The organism is Caldimonas sp. KR1-144 (assembly GCF_049446155.1).
Classification (GTDB): domain Bacteria; phylum Pseudomonadota; class Gammaproteobacteria; order Burkholderiales; family Burkholderiaceae_C; genus Rivibacter.
Map to the genome: position 1 here is coordinate 27,088 of NZ_JBMSEE010000004.1, position 16,557 is coordinate 43,644.

Below are 16,557 nucleotides of genomic sequence, written 5' to 3' on the forward strand. Positions count from 1 at the left end.
GCAGTGAGCCCGGACACAGAACAGTCCTTGAGGACTGTTCTGTGCCTGGCGAACGCCCTGGCGCTTGCAAGCGCCAGGGCACGCAGGGCACCCTCGCGCAGCGAGGGCAAGCACCGAAGCGAAGCCGCCTGAGCGCCCGCGCCTTTGCCATCCCGCGCCCAAGCCAAGCAACCCAGAATCCTCAGCTCTTCGCTTCCCAGCTGCCACCCAGCGCACGCACCAGCCCCACGGTCGCCTGGTACTGTGCGGCCTTGACCTGCAGTGCCTGGCGGCGGTTAGCGAGCTCGCTGCGCTGCGCGTCGAGCAGGTCGAGCTGGCTCACCAGGCCGTTGCGGTAGCGCGAGGTCGACAGCGTCGTCGCGCGCGCGGCCGAGGCCACGGCGCGCGACTGCGCGTCGGACTGTTCGGCGAGCAGGCGCAGCGCCGAGAGCTGGTCCTCGACATCTCGGAAGGCCACCAGCACCTGCTCGCGATAGCTTGCGACCGCCGCGTCGAGCTCGGCATTGGCGCTTTGCACGCCGGCCTCGCGCCGGCCGCCGTCGAAGATCGGCAGCGACAGCAGCGCGCCGAGGCCCCAGGTGCGTGCCGACCAGTTGAACAGGTCGCCCAGCTCCGGCGATGCATGGCCGCCCGCCGCGGTGAGCGACAGGCTTGGCAGCCACGCGGTGCGCGCGACGCCGACGCGCGCCTGCGCCGCCTGCATCGAGCGCTGCGCGGCGGAGACGTCGGGGCGCCGCGCCAGCACCGTGCTCGGCACGCCGGCCGGAATCACCGGCAGCGCGGTGGTCCATTCGCCCGCGCCGAGACCGAAGTTCGATGCCGGCTCGCCGACCAGCACCGCGAGCGCATGCTCGAGCTCGGCGCGGCGGCGATCGAGCGCGATCGCCTCGGATTCGGTGGCCGCGACCTGGGTGCGCACGCGCGCGACGTCGAGTTCGGCCACGTCGCCGGCGTCGAAGCGCCGCTCGGTCAGGCGCAGCGTGTCGCGGTAGGCGAGCACGGTGTCGCGCACCAGGCTGCGCTCTTCGTCGATCGCGCGCAGCGCGAGGTAGGTCTGCGCGACGTCGGCCTGCACCAGCAGTCGCGTGCTCTGCAGCAGCGCCTCGCGCGACTGCGCGTCGAGCGAGGCCGCGTCGCTGGCCGCGCGCAGGCGGCCGAACAGGTCGACCTCGTAGCTCAGGTTGGCGCCCACGCTGACCAGCGTCGCCGGCACGCCGCCTGCGCCGGCCTCGGCGCCGCGGCTCGCGCCGGCGCTCACGCCGACCTGCGGCGTGCGGTTCGCGTCGGTCGCGCGCAGCGCGGCGCGCGCTTGGGCCAGGCGCGCGGCCGCGACCGCGATGCTGGTGTTGTTGGCGGCGGCGCGCTCGACCAGCTGATCGAGCGTCGGGTCGGCGAAGGCCTTCCACCATTCGCCGCGCGGCTGCGCTTCGGCCGGCGCGCTGGTGGTCCAGCGTCCGTCGCCTTCCTTGAAGGCGGCCGGCGTGGCGGGCAGGGCGGCCGGGTCCACCGCGGCCGGCGTCGCGCAGCCGGCGATCACCAGCGCGGCGAACAAAGGCAGCAGCGTGAACTTCATCGTCTTGCTCATGTCGGTTCCTCGTTCGTTCTTGTTCATTCGTGCTGCGAGCGCGGTGCGGCCGGATGCGCGGCGGCGGTCGCGCCGCTGCCCGCAAAGGCCTCCAGGTGCGGCACCTCGCCGTGCAGCTTCAGCGGCCGGTTGCCGGTCAGCTTGCGCAGCAGCACGTAGAACACCGGCGTCAGGAACAGACCGAAGGCCGTCACGCCGATCATCCCGGCGAACACCGCCACGCCCATCGCTTGGCGCATCTCGGCGCCCGCACCGGTGCTCAGAACCAGCGGCAGCACGCCCATCACGAAGGCCATCGACGTCATCAGGATCGGTCGCAGGCGCAGGCGGCTGGCCTCGATCGCGGCCTGCACGGGGCTGCGGCCCGCGAACTCCAGCTCGCGCGCGAACTCGACGATCAGGATCGCGTTCTTCGCGCTCAATCCCACGAGCACGATCAATCCGATCTGCGTGAAGATGTTGTTGTCGCCATGGTCCAGCCACACGCCGGTCATCGCGGCGAGCAGGCCCATCGGCACGATCATGATGATCGACAGCGGCAGCGTCAGGCTCTCGTACTGCGCGGCAAGCACCAGGAACACGAGCAGGATCGCGAGCGGGAACACCCAGACGCCCGAGTTGCCCGCCAGGATCTCCTGGTAGGTGAGTTCGGTCCACTCGTAGCCGATGCCCGGCGGCAGCGTTTCGGCAGCGATGCGCTCGATGGCGTCTTGCGCCTGGCCCGAGCTGTAGCCTGGGGCCGGGCCGCCGTTGATGTCGGCCGACAGGAAGCCGTTGTAGCGCATCGCGCGCTCCGGGCCGGCCGCGTGCTCGACCTTCATCAGCGCGGCCAGCGGCACCATCTCGCCCGAGGCCGAGCGCACCTTGAGCTGGCCGATGTCTTCGGCACGCGCGCGGTAGGGCGCATCGGCCTGCACGCGAACGGTGTAGGTGCGGCCGAACTTGTTGAAGTCGTTGACGTACAGCGAACCCAGGTAGATCTGCAGCGTGTCGAACACGTCGGTCACCGCGACGCCGAGCTGGCGCGCCTTGGTGCGATCGATGTCGGCATACAGCTGCGGCACGTTGACCTGCCAGCTCGAGAACATGCCGGCAAGTTCCGGGGTCTGGTAGGCGCGGGCCATGAAGGCCTTGACCGCCTGGTCCATCTGCTCGTAGCCGAGGCCGCCGCGGTCCTCGAGCTGCAGCTTGAAGCCGCCGGTCGTGCCCAGGCCCTGCACCGGCGGGGGCGGGAACATCACGATGAAGGCGTCCTCGATCGCCGCGTACTTCTGGTTCAGCTGCTGCGCGATCGCGGCGCCCGAGAGGCTCGGGTCCTTGCGCTGGTCGAAAGGCGCCAGCGTCGCGAACACGATGCCGGAGTTCGAGCTGTTGGTGAAGCCGTTGATCGACAGGCCCGGGAACGAGACCGCGTGCTCGACGCCAGGCTGCTTCAGCGTGATCTCGCCCATGCGACGGATCACGTCCTCGGTGCGGTCAAGCGTCGCGCCGTCGGGCAGCTGCGCGAAGCCGATCAGGTACTGCTTGTCCTGCGCCGGCACGAAGCCGCCCGGCACGGCCTTGAACAGGCCGCCGGTCACCGCGAGCAGCACGACGTACAGGCCGATCATCACGGTCTTGCGCGAGATCGCGCGCGTGACGCCGCCGCTGTAGCCGTCGGCGCTGCGCTTGAAGACGCGGTTGAAGCCGGCGAAGAAGCGGCCGAGCACGCGATCCATGCCGCGCGTGAGCCAGTCCTTCGGTGCGTCGTGGCCCTTGAGCAGCAGCGCGGCGAGCGCGGGCGACAGCGTCAGCGAGTTGATCGCCGAGATCACGGTCGAGATCGCGATCGTCAAGGCGAACTGGCGGTAGAACTGGCCCGTGAGGCCGCTGATGAAGGCCAGCGGCACGAACACGGCGATCAGCACCAGGGCGATCGCGATGATGGGGCCGGACACCTCGCGCATTGCGCGGTACGTGGCATCGCGTGGCGACAGGCCCGCCTCGATGTTGCGCTCGACGTTCTCCACCACGACGATCGCGTCGTCGACGACGATGCCGATCGCCAGCACCAGGCCGAACAGGCTCAGCGCGTTGATCGAGAAGCCGAACAAATGCATCACCGCAAAGGTGCCGATCACCGACACCGGCACGGCCAGCAGCGGGATGATCGACGCGCGCCAGGTCTGCAGGAAGAGGATCACGACCAGCACGACCAGCGCCACCGCTTCGAGCAGCGTGTGCACCACCGACTCGATCGACGCGCGCACGAACTGCGTCGGGTCGTAGACGATCTCGTAGTCCACGCCTTCGGGCATGTTCTTCTTCAGCTCGGCCATCGTCTTGCGCACGTTGTCCGAGATCTGGATCGCGTTCGAGCCCGGCGCCTGGAACACCGGCACCGCGACCGCCTGCTTGTTGTCCAGCAGCGAGCGCAGCGCGTACTCCGACGCGCCCAGTTCGATGCGGCCGAGGTCGCGCAGGCGCGTGACCTCGCCGTTGGCGCCGGTCTTGACGATGATGTCGCCGAACTCTTCCTCGTTCCTCAGGCGGCCTTGCGCGTTGACCGACAGCTGCAGGTCGATGCCGGGCAGGCCGGGCGAGGCGCCGACCACGCCGGCGGCCGCCTGGATGTTCTGTTCGCGGATCGCACGCACGACGTCACCGGCCGACAGGCCGCGCTCGGCGACCTTCTGCGGGTCGAGCCAGACGCGCATCGAGTAGTCGCCCGAGCCGAACAGCTGCACCTGGCCCACGCCTTCGATGCGCGCGAGCCGGTCCTTGACATTGAGCACCGCGTAGTTGCGCAGGTAGGTCATGTCGTAGCGGTCGTTGGGCGACAGCAGGTGCACGACCATCGTCAGGTCGGGCGAGCTCTTGACCGTCGTGATGCCCAGGCGGCGCACCTCCTCGGGCAGGCGCGGCTCGGCCTGCGAGACGCGGTTTTGCACCAGCTGCTGCGCCTTGTCCGGGTCGGTGCCGAGCTTGAAGGTGACGGTCAGCGTCATCAGGCCGTCGGTCGTGGCCTGGCTGCCCATGTAGAGCATGCCTTCGACGCCGTTGATGCTCTCTTCGAGCGGCGTCGCCACGGTCTCGGCGATCACCTTCGGGTTGGCGCCGGGGTACTGCGCGCGCACCACCACCGAAGGCGGCACGACTTCCGGGTATTCCGAGATCGGCAGGAAGCGCAGGGCAATGAGGCCGGCCAGGAACATCAGGAGCGACAGCACGCCCGCGAAGATCGGCCGGTCGATGAAGAACTTCGACAGGTTCATGGGTTTCCCTCCCTCTGAGCGGGGATACGGGGGATCGAACGGGGTGGACGGGGTGAAGAAGCGCGGATCAGCGCGATCACGACGCCGTGCCGGCGGCGCCGCGCGCCTGCATCTCGGGCTTGGCGTCCATCGCGACCGGCTTGGGCTCGACCAGCGCGCCGGGGCGCACGCGCTGCAGTCCGTTGACGACGATGCGCTCGTTGGCCTTGAGGCCCGTGTTCACGATGCGCAGGCCATTGACCGACGCGCCGAGGGTGACCTCGCGATAGACGGCCTTGTTGTCGTCGCCGACCACGAGCACGAACTTCTTGCTCTGGTCGGTGCCGACCGCGCGCTCGTTGACGAGCAGCGCCTGCGCCGTCTTGGGCTGGCCCATGCGCAGCCGCGCGAACTGGCCGGGCATCAGCGAGCCGTCGGCGTTGTCGAACACGGCGCGCACGCGGATCGTGCCGCTCTTGGCGTCGACCTGGTTGTCGACCAGTTGAAGCTTGCCGGTCAGCGGCGTGTCGTTCATCGCGGCCGTGCCCATCTGCACCGGGATGCGCTCGATCTGCGCACGCGTGCTCGCGCCGCCCTTGTCGAGCGCCTTCAGATCGGCGAGCGCACGCGCGACGACCTGCTCGTCGGCATCGAAGCTGGCATAGATCGGGTTCACCGACACCAGGGTCGTCAGCACCGGCGCGCCCGGGCCTGCGGCGACCAGGTTGCCGACCGTGACCTCGATCTTGCCGACGCGGCCCGACACCGGCGCGCGCACCTGGGTGTAGCCGAGGTTGAGCCTGGCCGACTGCAGCGCCGCCTGGGCGGCGCGCAGGTTGGCGTCGGCCTCGCGCGCCGCGTTCAGGCGCTCGTCGAGCTCGCGCTGCGCGATCGCGCGCTCGTCCCACAGGCGCTGTGCGCGGTCACGCTCGCTGGCCGTGTAGGCCACGCGCGCCTGCGCGGCGACGACCTGCGCCTCGGCGCGCTCCACCTCGGCGGCATAGGGCGCCGGGTCGATCGTCACCAGCAGGTCGCCGGACTTGACCAGTGCGCCTTCTCGAAAGTGCACCGACTGCACCGCGCCGGCCACGCGCGAGCGCACGTCGACGCGGTCGACCGCTTCGAGCCGGCCGGAGAACTCGTCCCATGCCGCCACGTCGGCCGACTGCACGACGGCCACCGAGACCGGCGTGGCTTGCGGCGCCGCAGCGGTATTGGCCTCGGCATCGTTGCCATGCAGGCCGAAGAAGGCTGCGAGCACGGCGGCCAGTGCGGTGAGGGCCGAGCCCGCGGCCCACAGGCGGCGACGGGCGCGAAGCGGGAGCGATTGCTGTTGGTGTTGCGTATCGGGCGTCATGGCTCTACTTCCTTGCTGCATGAATCGAAGGGGTCGGTGTCGGCGTCGTCGCCAGCAGGCGGCGCAACGGTTCGTTGAGTTCGGCGGTCCAGGCGGCGCTGCCGCAGGCCGGGTCCATGAAGGAGCAGGGCCAACCCGTCGGGCCGGCGAGCGTCACTTCCTGCACCGCGACGCCGGCCGCGCGCAGGCGCTTCGCGTAGTGGCGCGTCTCGTCGCGCAGCGGGTCGTCGTGTGCCGTGACCAGCAGCGTGGGCGGCAGGTCGGCCAGGCGCGATGCGCGCGCCGGCGCGGCATAGGGGTGGTCGCCGTCGAGCACGCGGCCGGCGAAGTAGTGGTGCCAGCCGTCGGCCCAGCGGCAGCCGACCTTGCCGGCCTCGGCCTTGCGCAGCGACGCGGTCGCCAGGCAGGGGTCGAGCATCGGCGACAGCAGGATCTGGCCGGCCAGCGGCGGCTCGCGGCGGTCGCGCGCCATCATCGCGACGGCGGCAGCGAGGTTGCCGCCGGCTTCCTCGCCGGCGACCCACAGCGTCGATCCGGCGCCGGCAAGTTTGCTGCGCTGGCGCTGCAGCCACGCGAGTGCCTCGTAGCCGGCCTCGGCGGCGGCCGGGAAGGGGTGCTCGGGCGCGAGCGGGTAATCAATCGACGCGACCAGCGCGCCGGCGTCGGCCAGCATCTGCGCGACGACGCGGCCGCTGTCCAGGTTCCCGGCGTCGAAGTGGCCGCCGTGGAAGTGCAGCACGAGCGGCGCCGACGCGCCTTGCGGGCGCTGGCCGTACAGGCGCAGGCGGTGCGGTCGGTCGGTGACGTCGAGGGGGGTGGGCTTCATCGCTGCATCTCCACCGCAAAGGCGGTGGTTCGAGGCAGCGAACAATAGGGATCGAGCGGCGTTCAATAAATAGCCATGCCGCTCATGCTTTGTTTCATGGTGGCAATAATCCGCCGCCTGATCCGAGGAGTGAGTCGATGGACAAGTTCACCGCCATGCAGGCCTTCGTGCGCGTCGTCGAGGCGGGCAACTTCACCAAGGCAGCCGATTCGATGGAGCTGCCCAAGCCCACCGTGACGCGGCTGATCCAGACGCTGGAGACGCACCTGCAGACCAAGCTGCTCAACCGCACGACGCGGCGCGTGACGGTCACCTCGGACGGCGCGGCCTACTACGAGCGCGCGCTGCGCGTGCTGACCGACATCGAAGAGCTCGAGGCCGGCATGTCGCACGCCAAGGCCAATCCGCGCGGGCGGCTGCGCATCGACGTGCCGGCTTCGGTGGGCCGGCTGGTGCTGGTCCCCGCCTTGCCCGACTTCCACGTGCGTTACCCCGACATCCAGATCGACCTCGGCGTCAGCGACCGGCCGGTGGACCTGATCAGCGAGAACGTCGACTGCGTGATCCGCGGCGGCGTGCTGACCGACCAGTCGCTGGTGGCGCGGCGCATTGCCGAGTTCCACATGATCGCGGCGGCCAGCCCCGGCTACCTCAAGCGACACGGCGTGCCCAAGCACCCCAGCGAGCTCGAGGAAGGCCACAAGGTCGTGGGCTACTTCTCGGCGCGCACCGGCCGCGCGATCCCGATGGATTTCAACAAGGACGGCGAGCGCATCGAGGTCATGGGCCACTACCACGTGTCGGTCAACGACTCCAACGCCTATACGGCCGCCGGCGTGGCCGGCCTGGGCATCGTGCAGTCGGCGACCTTCATGTTCCAGGAGCACATCAGCAACGGCGAACTCGAGCCGGTGCTGGCCGACTGGTGCTCCGACCCGGTGCCGATCCACGTGGTCTATCCGCCCAATCGCCACCTCAGCGCCAAGCTGCGCGTGTTCGTGGACTGGGTGGCCGAGCTGTTCGCGCGCGACGACCTGATGTGCTGCAAGAGCAGCCTGCCGCGCGGACAACGCGCCCAGCCGGCCGAGCCCGTGGCCGCGGCGGCGGCGGTGACAACCTCCTCGGCGGTGCCGGCATGATGCGTCGGCACCGCGTCCGCGAAGACGAGGCTGCGCCTCGCGAGCACTGGTCCGCGCGCGTCGACGGCGGCGATGTCGCCGTGCTCGACATCCCGGCCGACCTCAAGCGCGAGCGGCGCTTCGAGATCGACTGCCGCTTCATCGTGCGCACGCGCGACGACACGCAAGGCGCATGGCACGCGATGCGCGTGTCGGTGGACGGTGCGCAGGAGTGGTCGCGGCGCATCGACACAGCCAATCCCGGCGCGAGCGACTCGCTCGACGTTCACTTTCGGCGCGACGTGCCGGCCGGGCGGCCGCTGCGGATCGTCGCGACGACCGAGGTCGGCGGCGGCGCGCAGCGCGTGGCGCTGGTGATCGAAGCCGAGGAGGGCTGAGTCGAGCCGCCACGCCCACCGCGGCGGCGGCTGACGCCTGTCAGGCCATCTCGAGTTCGCCGCCCAGCGCGTCGACCAGCTCGGGGATCAGGCGGCGAAGCTCGCCGGTGCCGATCGCGGCATCGGCGTCGAAGGCTTCATCCTTGTGTTCGGCGCGCGCGCCCTCGACCACGCCTTCGAGGAAGTCGAGCTTCTTGATCTGCAGCGCGTCGGTCAGCACGAAGGACACGCGGCCCTGCCAGGTGAGCGCCAGGCGCGTGGGCTGCTTGCCGGCCACCAGATGCCGGCGCACTTCCTCGGGGTCGAGCGGGTGGCGCGCATAGCGCACGACGGCCTTGGACTCGTCGGGGGCCTTGAGCTCGCAGTCGCGGTCGACGCTGAAGGCCGCCGGCGGATCGCCGCTGGCCAGCCAGTCCGACATCACCGCGGCCGGCGACTGCGCGGTCTGCAGTGGCGCGACCGAGAAGCCGTCGAGCGCCTTCACGAGCTTCGTGATCACCTGGCCCGCGCGCGCCGGGCTGCCGGCGTCGATCATCAGGAGGCGCTGCGGCGGGTCGATCCAGACGTTGACCGCCACCTGCTTGGTGAAGGCCAGCGGCAGCAGTTCGAGCACGACCTGCTCCTTGATCTCCTTGGTCTGCTTGCGCCCGGGCTTGCGGCCGGTTTCCTGCTCGATCGCCTGTGCGCGCTCGGTGGTGCGGCGCTTGACGACCGCGCCGGGCAGCACGCGCTGCTCGATCATCAGCTTGAGCAGCCACTGGCCGCCGACGCTTTCCGCCAGCGCGTGATGTCCTTCGCCGCGCGGCGGGACCCAGCCGGCCGACATCGGCTCGGTGGCGCCGCATTCGACGAATCGCGAGGCCTCCAGGCTCGCTTGCACTTGATCGACGGTGGCCGACCAGGTCGGCCCGATGCGATAGACGGTCAGGTTCTTGAACAAGGCACTCTCGGCAACAGGGAATGTGGCTGCAGGGCATCGCCCCACGGCGCGGAAGGCGGCGATTGTCTACGGTTGGACCGTGGGTACCTGTGCGACAACGTCCGGGCGCCTTTGCATCACTGCGCTCATGGGTATCCGCGTTCACGCGGTTTTCACGCATGCATGGCAGGCGTATAAGAGACGCGTCGTCCACTCCAGGGTCACTACCGTGATGAAGGAGGAAGCAAATGCGCAGACGCATCTATTGGCTGCTGCCCGATCTGGCGAGTGCCAGACGGACGATGAGTGATCTGCTGCTCGCGCGGATCGCCGAGCAGCACATTCACTTCGTCACCCCCGAGGGCAGCGACAACGCCGGGCTGCACCCGGCCAACGTGCTGCAGACCTCCGACGTGCTGCGCGCGGCGCAGGCCGGTCTGGTGATCGGCGGCGTCGCCGGCGGCGTGGTCGGCACCGCGGTGGCGCTGTTCTTCCCGGTGTTCGGCGACGGCACGGCCAGTGCGGTCGACGCCAGGCAGTGGGGCGTCGCAGCGGTGCTGTCGCTGTTCGGCGGCGCGATCGGCGCCTGGGCCTCGAGCATGATCGGCATCTCGACCCCGAGCTATCGGCTGCGGCGCTTCCAGGGCGCGCTCGAGCAGGGTCAGATCCTGCTCATGGTCGACGTGCCGCGTTCGCGCGTCGAGGAGATCGAGGCGCTGCTCGCGGCCTCGCATCCGGAGGCGCGCTTCGAAGGCGAGGAGCCCAACATCCCTGCGTTTCCCTGATGCCAGGCGGCGCGGCGGCCTCGGCCGCCGCGTTTCGTTTTGATCGCCATCCAGGAGATGAAGATGGACATGCACATGCGCTTGCAGTCCCACCAGTGGGTGCACCGCGATCCCGACTGGGTCGCCGCGGGCGTGGCCGGCCTCGCGGCCGGCGCGGTGCTGATGGTGATCGAGCTGCTGTGGCCGGCGCTGGTCGGCGGCAGCGACAGCTGGCATGCGGCGCGCATGATCGCCGCGATCGTGATGGGACCGGGGCCGTTGCAGTCGAACGGCTTCGCGCTCGATGTGGTGCTGGTGGCGCTGGTCACCCACTATGCGCTTGGCGTGCTGTTCGGCATTGCGCTGGGCTTCGTGATCGCGGGCTTCCGCCTCGATTCGAGCACCGGCCTCGTGCTCGTGACCGGCGCCGTCTTCGGGCTGGCGCTGTACCTGATCAACTTCTACGGGATGACGCGCGTGTTCACGTGGTTCGCCGAGATCCGCGGCTGGCCGATGGCCATCAACCACGTGCTGTTCGGCATGGTCGCCGCCTGGTTGTATCGGTTCCTCGAACGGCGGCTCGGCTCGCCGTAGCGCGGCGGCCCTAGCGCCGCTTGGAGGCCGCCGAAGTCCTGGCGGCGGGTGGAGGGCGGGCCCGGTGGCTCGCATGGTTCAAGCGTGCCCCAGCGCGGCGCGCGATGGAGGTCGGACATGGTCATGGCCGTCGCCCTGATCGTGATCGTCATCGCCTCGGTGGTGTTCCATTTCGTCAGCCCGTGGTGGGCGCCGAAGCTGGCGTCCAACTGGGCCCAGATGGACCACACGCTGACGATCACGCTCGTGATCACGGGCCTGTTCTTCATCGTGCTCAACCTGTTCGTCGTGCTGGCGATCGTGCGCTATCGCCATCGCAACGACGGCCGGCGCGCGGCGTACGAGCCGGAGAACCCGCGGCTCGAGCGGCGGCTGACGGTCTGGACATCGGTGGGCATCGCGGCGCTGCTGGCGCCGGGCCTCTACGTCTATGCCGAGTACGTCAAGCCGCCCGCCGACGCCATGGTGGTCGAAGTGCTGGGGCAGCAATGGCAATGGCGCTATCGCCTGCCGGGGCCCGACGGCGCGTTGGGCGGCACCGACGCACGGTTCGTCGCGGCCGCGAACCCCTTCGGCATCGACCCGGCCGACGCCAAGGGCAGCGACGATGTCCTGGTGCTCGGCAACGAGCTGCATCTGCCGGTCGACAAGCCGGTGAAGATGCTGCTGCGCGCGCACGACGTGCTGCACGACTACTACGTCCCGCCGTTTCGCGCCCGCATGAACATCGTGCCGGGCATGGTCACGACCTTCTGGTTCACGCCCACGACCGTCGGACGCTACGAGGCGATGTGCGCGCAGCTGTGCGGCGTCGGGCACGCGGCCATGCGCGGCTATGTGGTGGTCGAGGACGACGCGGCTTATCGCGGCTGGGTGGCCGCGCAGCCGTCGTTCGGTGCCGCGCTCGCGGCCGCGAAGAGTGCCGCACCGGCAGCGCCGACGGCGGGCGGCGAAGCTTCGCTGGCCGATCGCGGCCGCGCCATCGCGCAGGCCAAGGGCTGCACCGCATGCCACAGCGTCGACGGCAGCGCGGGCGTCGGTCCGACCTGGAAAGGCTTGTTCGGCAAGACCGAGACGATGGCCGACGGCAGCCAGGTCAAGGTCGACGATGAGTACCTGAAGAGTTCGGTGCGCACGCCGAGCGCGCAGGTGGTCAAGGGCTTTGCGCCGGTGATGCCGCCCAGCGAGCTGAGCGACGACGAGATGGCGGCGCTGATCGGCTACATGAAGGCGCAGTAGGCAGCAAGCGCCGCAACACGAGGCACACATCCATGAGCCGCAGGGCCGCTCCCAAGGCGAATTCCGCAGTGCGCAGCACGGAGGATCTCCAATGAGCTACGCCAACGCAGGTCACGACGATCATGGCCCGCAGAGCTTTTGGACCAAGTACGTCTGGAGCCAGGATCACAAGGTGATCGCGATCCAGTACGCAGGCACAGCGATCGCGGTCGGCGTGGTCGGCCTGGTGCTGTCGAATCTGATGCGTCTGCAGCTGGGATATCCGGGCCGCTTCGAGTTCATCGACCCGCAGCACTACTACCAGTTCGTCACCATGCACGGGATGATCATGGTGATCTACCTGCTGACCGCGCTGTTCCTCGGCGGCTTCGGCAACTACCTGATCCCGTTGATGGTCGGGGCACGCGACATGGTGTTCCCCTTCCTCAACATGCTGAGCTTCTGGGTCTACCTGCTGTCGGTGATCGTGCTGCTTGCGAGCTTCTTCGTGCCGGGAGGGCCCACCGGCGCGGGCTGGACGTTGTATCCACCGCAAGCGGTGCTGCCAGGGACGCCCGGTCATGACTGGGGCATCATCCTGATGCTCGTGTCGCTGGTGATCTTCATCGTCGCGGCGACGATGGGCGGCCTCAACTACGTCACGACCGTGCTGCAGGCGCGCTGCGAGGGCATGACGCTGCTTCGCATGCCGCTCACCGTGTGGGGCATCTTCGTCGCCACCATCCTCGCGCTGCTGGCGTTTCCGGCGCTGTTCGTCAGCGGCGTGATGATGCTGCTCGACAAGACACTGGGCACGAGCTTCTTCATGCCTGCCCTGGTGTCGATGGGCCAGGTGAGCGACTACCGCGGCGGCAGCCCGCTGCTGTTCCAGCACCTGTTCTGGTTCTTCGGCCACCCCGAGGTCTACATCGTCGCGCTGCCGGCGTTCGGCATCGTGTCGGACCTGATCAGCGTGCACGCTCGCAAGTGCATCTTCGGCTACCGGCAGATGGTGTGGGCCATCGTCGCGATCGGGGGCTTGAGCTTCGTCGTGTGGGCGCACCACATGTTCGTCAGCGGCATGAACCCGTATTTCGGCTTCTTCTTCGCGACCAGCACGCTGATCATCGCGGTGCCGACCGCGATCAAGGTCTACAACTGGCTGCTGACGCTGTGGCGCGGCGATATCCATCTCTCGGTGCCGATGCTGTTCGCGCTGGCGTTCATCTGCACCTTCATCATCGGTGGGCTGACGGGTCTGTTCCTGGGCAATGTCAGCGTGGACATTCCGCTGTCGAACACCTATTTCGTTGTCGCGCACTTCCACATGGTGATGGGCGTGGCGCCGCTGCTGGTGGTGTTCGGCGCGATCTACCACTGGTTCCCCAAGATCACCGGGCGCATGCTCGACGACCGCCTGGGCCGGTTCCATTTCTGGGTCACCTTCCTCGGCACCTACGCGATCTACTTCCCGATGCACTACCTCGGCGTGCTGGGCATGCCCAGGCGCTACTACAACTACGAGGGCTACCAGTCGTTCCCGGCGTCGGCGCACCAGCTCAACGAGTTCATCACCGTGGTCGCACTGATCGTCGGCGCGGTCCAGCTGGTGTTCATCTTCAATCTGGTGTGGAGCGCGGTGCGCGGCAGGCAGGCGGGATCCAATCCATGGCGGGCCGCGTCGCTCGAGTGGTTCACGCCGCAGACTCCGCCGGTGCACGGCAACTGGGGGCCGGCGCTGCCGGTCGTGCACCGCTGGGCCTATGCCTACAGCGTTCCGGGCGCGCCAGAGGACTTCATCGCGCAGAACGCGCCGGCCGAGGCGGGCGGGGCGGAGGATCGCGTCGGGCATCGGCCCGAAGGGGCCGTCGCATGAACCGCCTGGCCGCTGTGCACAAGACGGAGGATGCCCAATGAGCGCGACCACCACGCTTCGTACCGCCGCCGACCGTGGCGGCGAGCTGCCCGAGCAGCCGTCGAGCGCGGCCTGGCGGCATGGTGCCGGCACGTCACCCAGCGGCATCGCGCTGTGGGTCTTCTTCGGTGTCGCGACCTCGCTGTTCTCGTTGTTCACGGCCGCGTACGTGATGCGCGCGGCTTCGAACGACTGGGTGCCGGTCGTCTTGCCGTGGCAGCTGTGGCTGAGCAGCGCGTTGCTGATGGGCGCCAGCGGCGCGCTGGCGTGGGCATCGTCGCGCGTGCCAGGCGGTGACCACGGCGCGGCGCGCGATGCGGTGCGGCTGGGCGGCGTGCTGGCGTTGGGCTTTCTGGCGGTGCAGGCCTGGGCCTGGCTGTCGCTGGCTGATCGCATGGTGCTGCCGCGCGGGCAGGTCGCCGCGAGCTTCTTCTTCCTGCTCACCGCGATGCACGGCCTGCACGTGGCCGGCGGGCTGCTCGCCTGGACACGCGTGCTGCGCGCCTGGGACGAGCGCACGAGCGCGACGCGGGTGCGGCTGCTCGCGCGCTACTGGCACTTCCTGCTGATCGTCTGGCTGGCCCTGCTTGCGCTGATCGGCGGCATGACGCCCGAGCTGGCGCGTGCGATCTGCGGCGTGAGCTGAAAGCCCGAAGGAAAGGACACATCATGAGCAGCGTCCCGATGGCCCGCTCGGAACATGCGCCCAAGGCGACGTCGCAGCGCGAGGGCTGGCAGGGCGTCGTCTCTGACTGGGCGGGGGATCGCGCCGCCTTCGCCGTGCCCTGGGGCAAGGCGATGATGTGGATCTTCCTGCTGAGCGACACCTTCGTGTTCGGCAGCTTCTTGACCGGCTACATGACGGTGCGTACCTCGACCACGGTGCCGTGGCCGAACCCGAGCGAGGTGTTCGCGCTGCACGTCGGGGGTGCGAGCGTGCCGTTGCTGCTGATCGCGATCATGACCTTCGTGCTGATCACCAGCAGCGGCACGATGGCGATGGCGGTCAACTTTGCCTACCGGCGCGACCGTTCGCGCTGCGCTGCGCTGATGCTGGCCACGGCCGTGCTGGGCGCCACCTTTGTCGGCATGCAGGCCTTCGAGTGGAGCAAGCTCATCGCCGAGGGCGTGCGCCCGTGGAGCAATCCGATGGGCGCGGCGCAGTTCGGCTCGAGCTTCTTCATGATCACCGGATTTCACGGCCTGCACGTGTCGGCCGGGGTGATCTACCTGCTGATCGTCGCGCAACGCGTGAGGGCGGGGCGCTACGAACGCAGCGGCAACTACCAGATCGTCGAGATTGCCGGCCTGTACTGGCACTTCGTCGACCTCGTGTGGGTGTTCATCTTCGCGTTGTTCTACCTGTGGTGAGGTGAGCCATGTCCGACACCGGCCAGCAGCATCCGATCGGCCTCTACCTCAAGATCTGGGGGCTGCTCTTCGTTCTCAGCGCGATGTCCTACATGGTGGACTACTTCCACCTCCAAGGCCTGTTGCGCTGGAGCCTGATCCTGATCTTCATGATGCTCAAGGCCGGCCTGATCGTGGCCGTCTTCATGCATATGGCCTGGGAACGGCTGGCCTTGATCTACGCGATCCTGTTGCCGCCGTTGGCGCTGATGGTCCTGGTGGGCCTGATGTGGGCCGAGGCGGACCACACGTTCCTGACGCGGCTGGCGTTCTTCCGCTGAGGCGCGACCCGTGGCCCGCGCCGCCGAGTCGCCGTTGACATTCGCCACGAGGGCGCGTCCGGCGTGGCGCGAGTACGTGGCGCTGGCCAAGCCGCGGGTCGTGGCATTGATGCTGATCACGGTGGTGGTGGGCATGCTGCTGTCGCGCCGCGGGCCGCTGCCATGGCCTCTTTTGATCCTCGCGCCGACCGGCATCGCGCTCGTGGCCGGCAGTGCCGCGGCAGTGAATCACCTGGTCGACAGGCGCATCGACGCACTGATGGCGCGTACCCGCGCGCGCCCCTTGCCGCGCGGTGCGTTGTCGGTGTGGCAGGTGGCTGCGTTTGCATGCGGCCTTCTGATGGTCGGCCTGTGGCTGCTGCTGAGCGTGGCCAACCTGTTGTGCGCGGCGCTCACCATGGCCTCGCTGCTCGGCTATGCCGTGGTCTACAGCCTCTTTCTCAAGCACGCGACGCCGCAGAACATCGTGATCGGAGGCGCTGCCGGCGCCGCTCCGCCGCTGCTGGGCTGGGTCGCCGTGACCGGCCAGGTCGACCCGCAGGCGTTGCTGCTTTTCCTGATCGTCTTCGTGTGGACGCCGCCGCACTTCTGGTCGCTGGCGATCCACCGACGTGAGGACTACGCCAGGGCTTCAGTGCCGATGCTGCCGGTGACCCATGGCGTCGCATTCACTGCGCGATGCATCCTGCTCTATACGCTCCTGCTGGTCGGCGTGACGCTGTTGCCGTTTGCGATCGGCATGAGCGGCTGGCTCTATCTCGTCGCCGCGCTGGTGCTGGGCCTGCGCTTCATTCGATTGGCGTACTTGCTGCAGCGCGACGAGGCCCACGCGATGCCGACCTTCCGCTTCTCGATCGCCTACCTCGGTGGCCTCTTCTCGGCGTTGCTGCTCGACCGCTACATGGTCTGAGAGATATCAACAGCGCCTGTGGGCAAACC

At 68.9% G+C, this 16,557-nt stretch carries 15 protein-coding genes; 10 read left to right on the forward strand and 5 right to left on the reverse strand.

The window, feature by feature from the left end; genetic code table 11:
• Positions 1–181: 181 nt before the first annotated feature.
• From ACO2TI_RS10540 to ACO2TI_RS10555, 4 genes are all read right to left on the reverse strand, one after another.
• On the reverse strand, positions 182–1,585 hold the full coding sequence (locus ACO2TI_RS10540; RefSeq protein WP_423284136.1) for an efflux transporter outer membrane subunit: 1,404 nt from the start codon (positions 1,583–1,585) through the stop codon (positions 182–184).
• A gap of 23 nt (positions 1,586–1,608) precedes the next feature.
• Entirely contained in the window at positions 1,609–4,839 is a 3,231-nt protein-coding gene (locus tag ACO2TI_RS10545; RefSeq protein WP_423284138.1) for an efflux RND transporter permease subunit, read from the reverse strand.
• 76 nt (positions 4,840–4,915) lie between these two features.
• On the reverse strand, positions 4,916–6,175 hold the full coding sequence (locus ACO2TI_RS10550; RefSeq protein WP_423284140.1) for an efflux RND transporter periplasmic adaptor subunit: 1,260 nt from the start codon (positions 6,173–6,175) through the stop codon (positions 4,916–4,918).
• Positions 6,176–6,179: 4 nt separating this feature from the next.
• Positions 6,180–7,001 carry an alpha/beta hydrolase gene (locus ACO2TI_RS10555; RefSeq protein ID WP_423284142.1) on the reverse strand — a complete coding sequence of 274 codons (822 nt, stop codon included), beginning with the start codon at positions 6,999–7,001 and terminating at the stop codon, positions 6,180–6,182.
• A 137-nt stretch (positions 7,002–7,138) separates the two neighbouring features.
• On the opposite strand from ACO2TI_RS10555, the gene ACO2TI_RS10560 reads away from it, so the two are divergent.
• Complete coding sequence (locus ACO2TI_RS10560; RefSeq protein WP_423284144.1) at positions 7,139–8,140, forward strand: LysR substrate-binding domain-containing protein; 1,002 nt, start codon at positions 7,139–7,141, stop codon at positions 8,138–8,140.
• Positions 8,137–8,517, forward strand: coding sequence for a hypothetical protein (locus ACO2TI_RS10565; protein ID WP_423284145.1), 381 nt, complete (start codon positions 8,137–8,139; stop codon positions 8,515–8,517). Before ACO2TI_RS10560 ends, ACO2TI_RS10565 begins: the two co-directional genes overlap by 4 nt.
• Positions 8,518–8,557: 40 nt before the next feature.
• On the opposite strand, the gene ACO2TI_RS10570 is transcribed toward ACO2TI_RS10565, so the two are convergent.
• Positions 8,558–9,457 (reverse strand): recombination-associated protein RdgC, encoded by a 900-nt coding sequence (locus ACO2TI_RS10570; protein WP_423284146.1) that lies wholly within the window; start codon positions 9,455–9,457, stop codon positions 8,558–8,560.
• 227 nt (positions 9,458–9,684) lie between these two features.
• On the opposite strand from ACO2TI_RS10570, the gene ACO2TI_RS10575 reads away from it, so the two are divergent.
• The 8 genes from ACO2TI_RS10575 to ACO2TI_RS10610 all read left to right on the forward strand — a co-directional run bounded on the left by ACO2TI_RS10575 (position 9,685) and on the right by ACO2TI_RS10610 (position 16,528).
• The gene (locus tag ACO2TI_RS10575) at positions 9,685–10,221 is read left to right on the forward strand and encodes a DUF1269 domain-containing protein (protein WP_423284148.1); all 537 of its coding nucleotides are present in this window, start codon (positions 9,685–9,687) and stop codon (positions 10,219–10,221) included.
• A gap of 63 nt (positions 10,222–10,284) precedes the next feature.
• Entirely contained in the window at positions 10,285–10,794 is a 510-nt protein-coding gene (locus ACO2TI_RS10580) for a hypothetical protein (RefSeq protein WP_423284149.1), read from the forward strand.
• Positions 10,795–10,911: 117 nt separating this feature from the next.
• Complete coding sequence (locus tag ACO2TI_RS10585) at positions 10,912–12,033, forward strand: c-type cytochrome (protein WP_423284150.1); 1,122 nt, start codon at positions 10,912–10,914, stop codon at positions 12,031–12,033.
• Positions 12,034–12,124: 91 nt separating this feature from the next.
• Complete coding sequence (gene ctaD / locus ACO2TI_RS10590) at positions 12,125–13,888, forward strand: cytochrome c oxidase subunit I (RefSeq protein WP_423284151.1); 1,764 nt, start codon at positions 12,125–12,127, stop codon at positions 13,886–13,888.
• A gap of 37 nt (positions 13,889–13,925) precedes the next feature.
• Entirely contained in the window at positions 13,926–14,573 is a 648-nt protein-coding gene (locus ACO2TI_RS10595) for a cytochrome c oxidase subunit 3 (RefSeq protein ID WP_423284152.1), read from the forward strand.
• 23 nt (positions 14,574–14,596) lie between these two features.
• Positions 14,597–15,298, forward strand: coding sequence for a heme-copper oxidase subunit III family protein (locus ACO2TI_RS10600; protein WP_423284153.1), 702 nt, complete (start codon positions 14,597–14,599; stop codon positions 15,296–15,298).
• An 8-nt stretch (positions 15,299–15,306) separates the two neighbouring features.
• On the forward strand, positions 15,307–15,618 hold the full coding sequence (locus tag ACO2TI_RS10605; RefSeq protein ID WP_423284154.1) for a cytochrome C oxidase subunit IV family protein: 312 nt from the start codon (positions 15,307–15,309) through the stop codon (positions 15,616–15,618).
• Between the two features lie 10 nt (positions 15,619–15,628).
• A complete protein-coding gene (locus tag ACO2TI_RS10610; protein WP_423284156.1) occupies positions 15,629–16,528 on the forward strand; it encodes a heme o synthase in 900 nt (299 codons plus the stop codon).
• Positions 16,529–16,557: the final 29 nt, after the last annotated feature.

Coding starts and splice junctions, on each gene's coding strand:
- ACO2TI_RS10580 (WP_423284149.1), top strand. CDS start 10,285: ATGGACATGCACATGCGCTTGCAGTCCCACCAGTGGGTGCACCGCGAT.
- ACO2TI_RS10550 (WP_423284140.1), bottom strand. CDS start 6,175: ATGACGCCCGATACGCAACACCAACAGCAATCGCTCCCGCTTCGCGCC.
- ACO2TI_RS10540 (WP_423284136.1), bottom strand. CDS start 1,585: ATGAGCAAGACGATGAAGTTCACGCTGCTGCCTTTGTTCGCCGCGCTG.
- ACO2TI_RS10565 (WP_423284145.1), top strand. CDS start 8,137: ATGATGCGTCGGCACCGCGTCCGCGAAGACGAGGCTGCGCCTCGCGAG.
- ACO2TI_RS10585 (WP_423284150.1), top strand. CDS start 10,912: ATGGTCATGGCCGTCGCCCTGATCGTGATCGTCATCGCCTCGGTGGTG.
- ACO2TI_RS10545 (WP_423284138.1), bottom strand. CDS start 4,839: ATGAACCTGTCGAAGTTCTTCATCGACCGGCCGATCTTCGCGGGCGTG.
- ACO2TI_RS10595 (WP_423284152.1), top strand. CDS start 13,926: ATGAGCGCGACCACCACGCTTCGTACCGCCGCCGACCGTGGCGGCGAG.
- ACO2TI_RS10605 (WP_423284154.1), top strand. CDS start 15,307: ATGTCCGACACCGGCCAGCAGCATCCGATCGGCCTCTACCTCAAGATC.
- ACO2TI_RS10560 (WP_423284144.1), top strand. CDS start 7,139: ATGGACAAGTTCACCGCCATGCAGGCCTTCGTGCGCGTCGTCGAGGCG.
- ACO2TI_RS10575 (WP_423284148.1), top strand. CDS start 9,685: ATGCGCAGACGCATCTATTGGCTGCTGCCCGATCTGGCGAGTGCCAGA.
- ACO2TI_RS10600 (WP_423284153.1), top strand. CDS start 14,597: ATGAGCAGCGTCCCGATGGCCCGCTCGGAACATGCGCCCAAGGCGACG.
- ACO2TI_RS10555 (WP_423284142.1), bottom strand. CDS start 7,001: ATGAAGCCCACCCCCCTCGACGTCACCGACCGACCGCACCGCCTGCGC.
- ctaD (WP_423284151.1), top strand. CDS start 12,125: ATGAGCTACGCCAACGCAGGTCACGACGATCATGGCCCGCAGAGCTTT.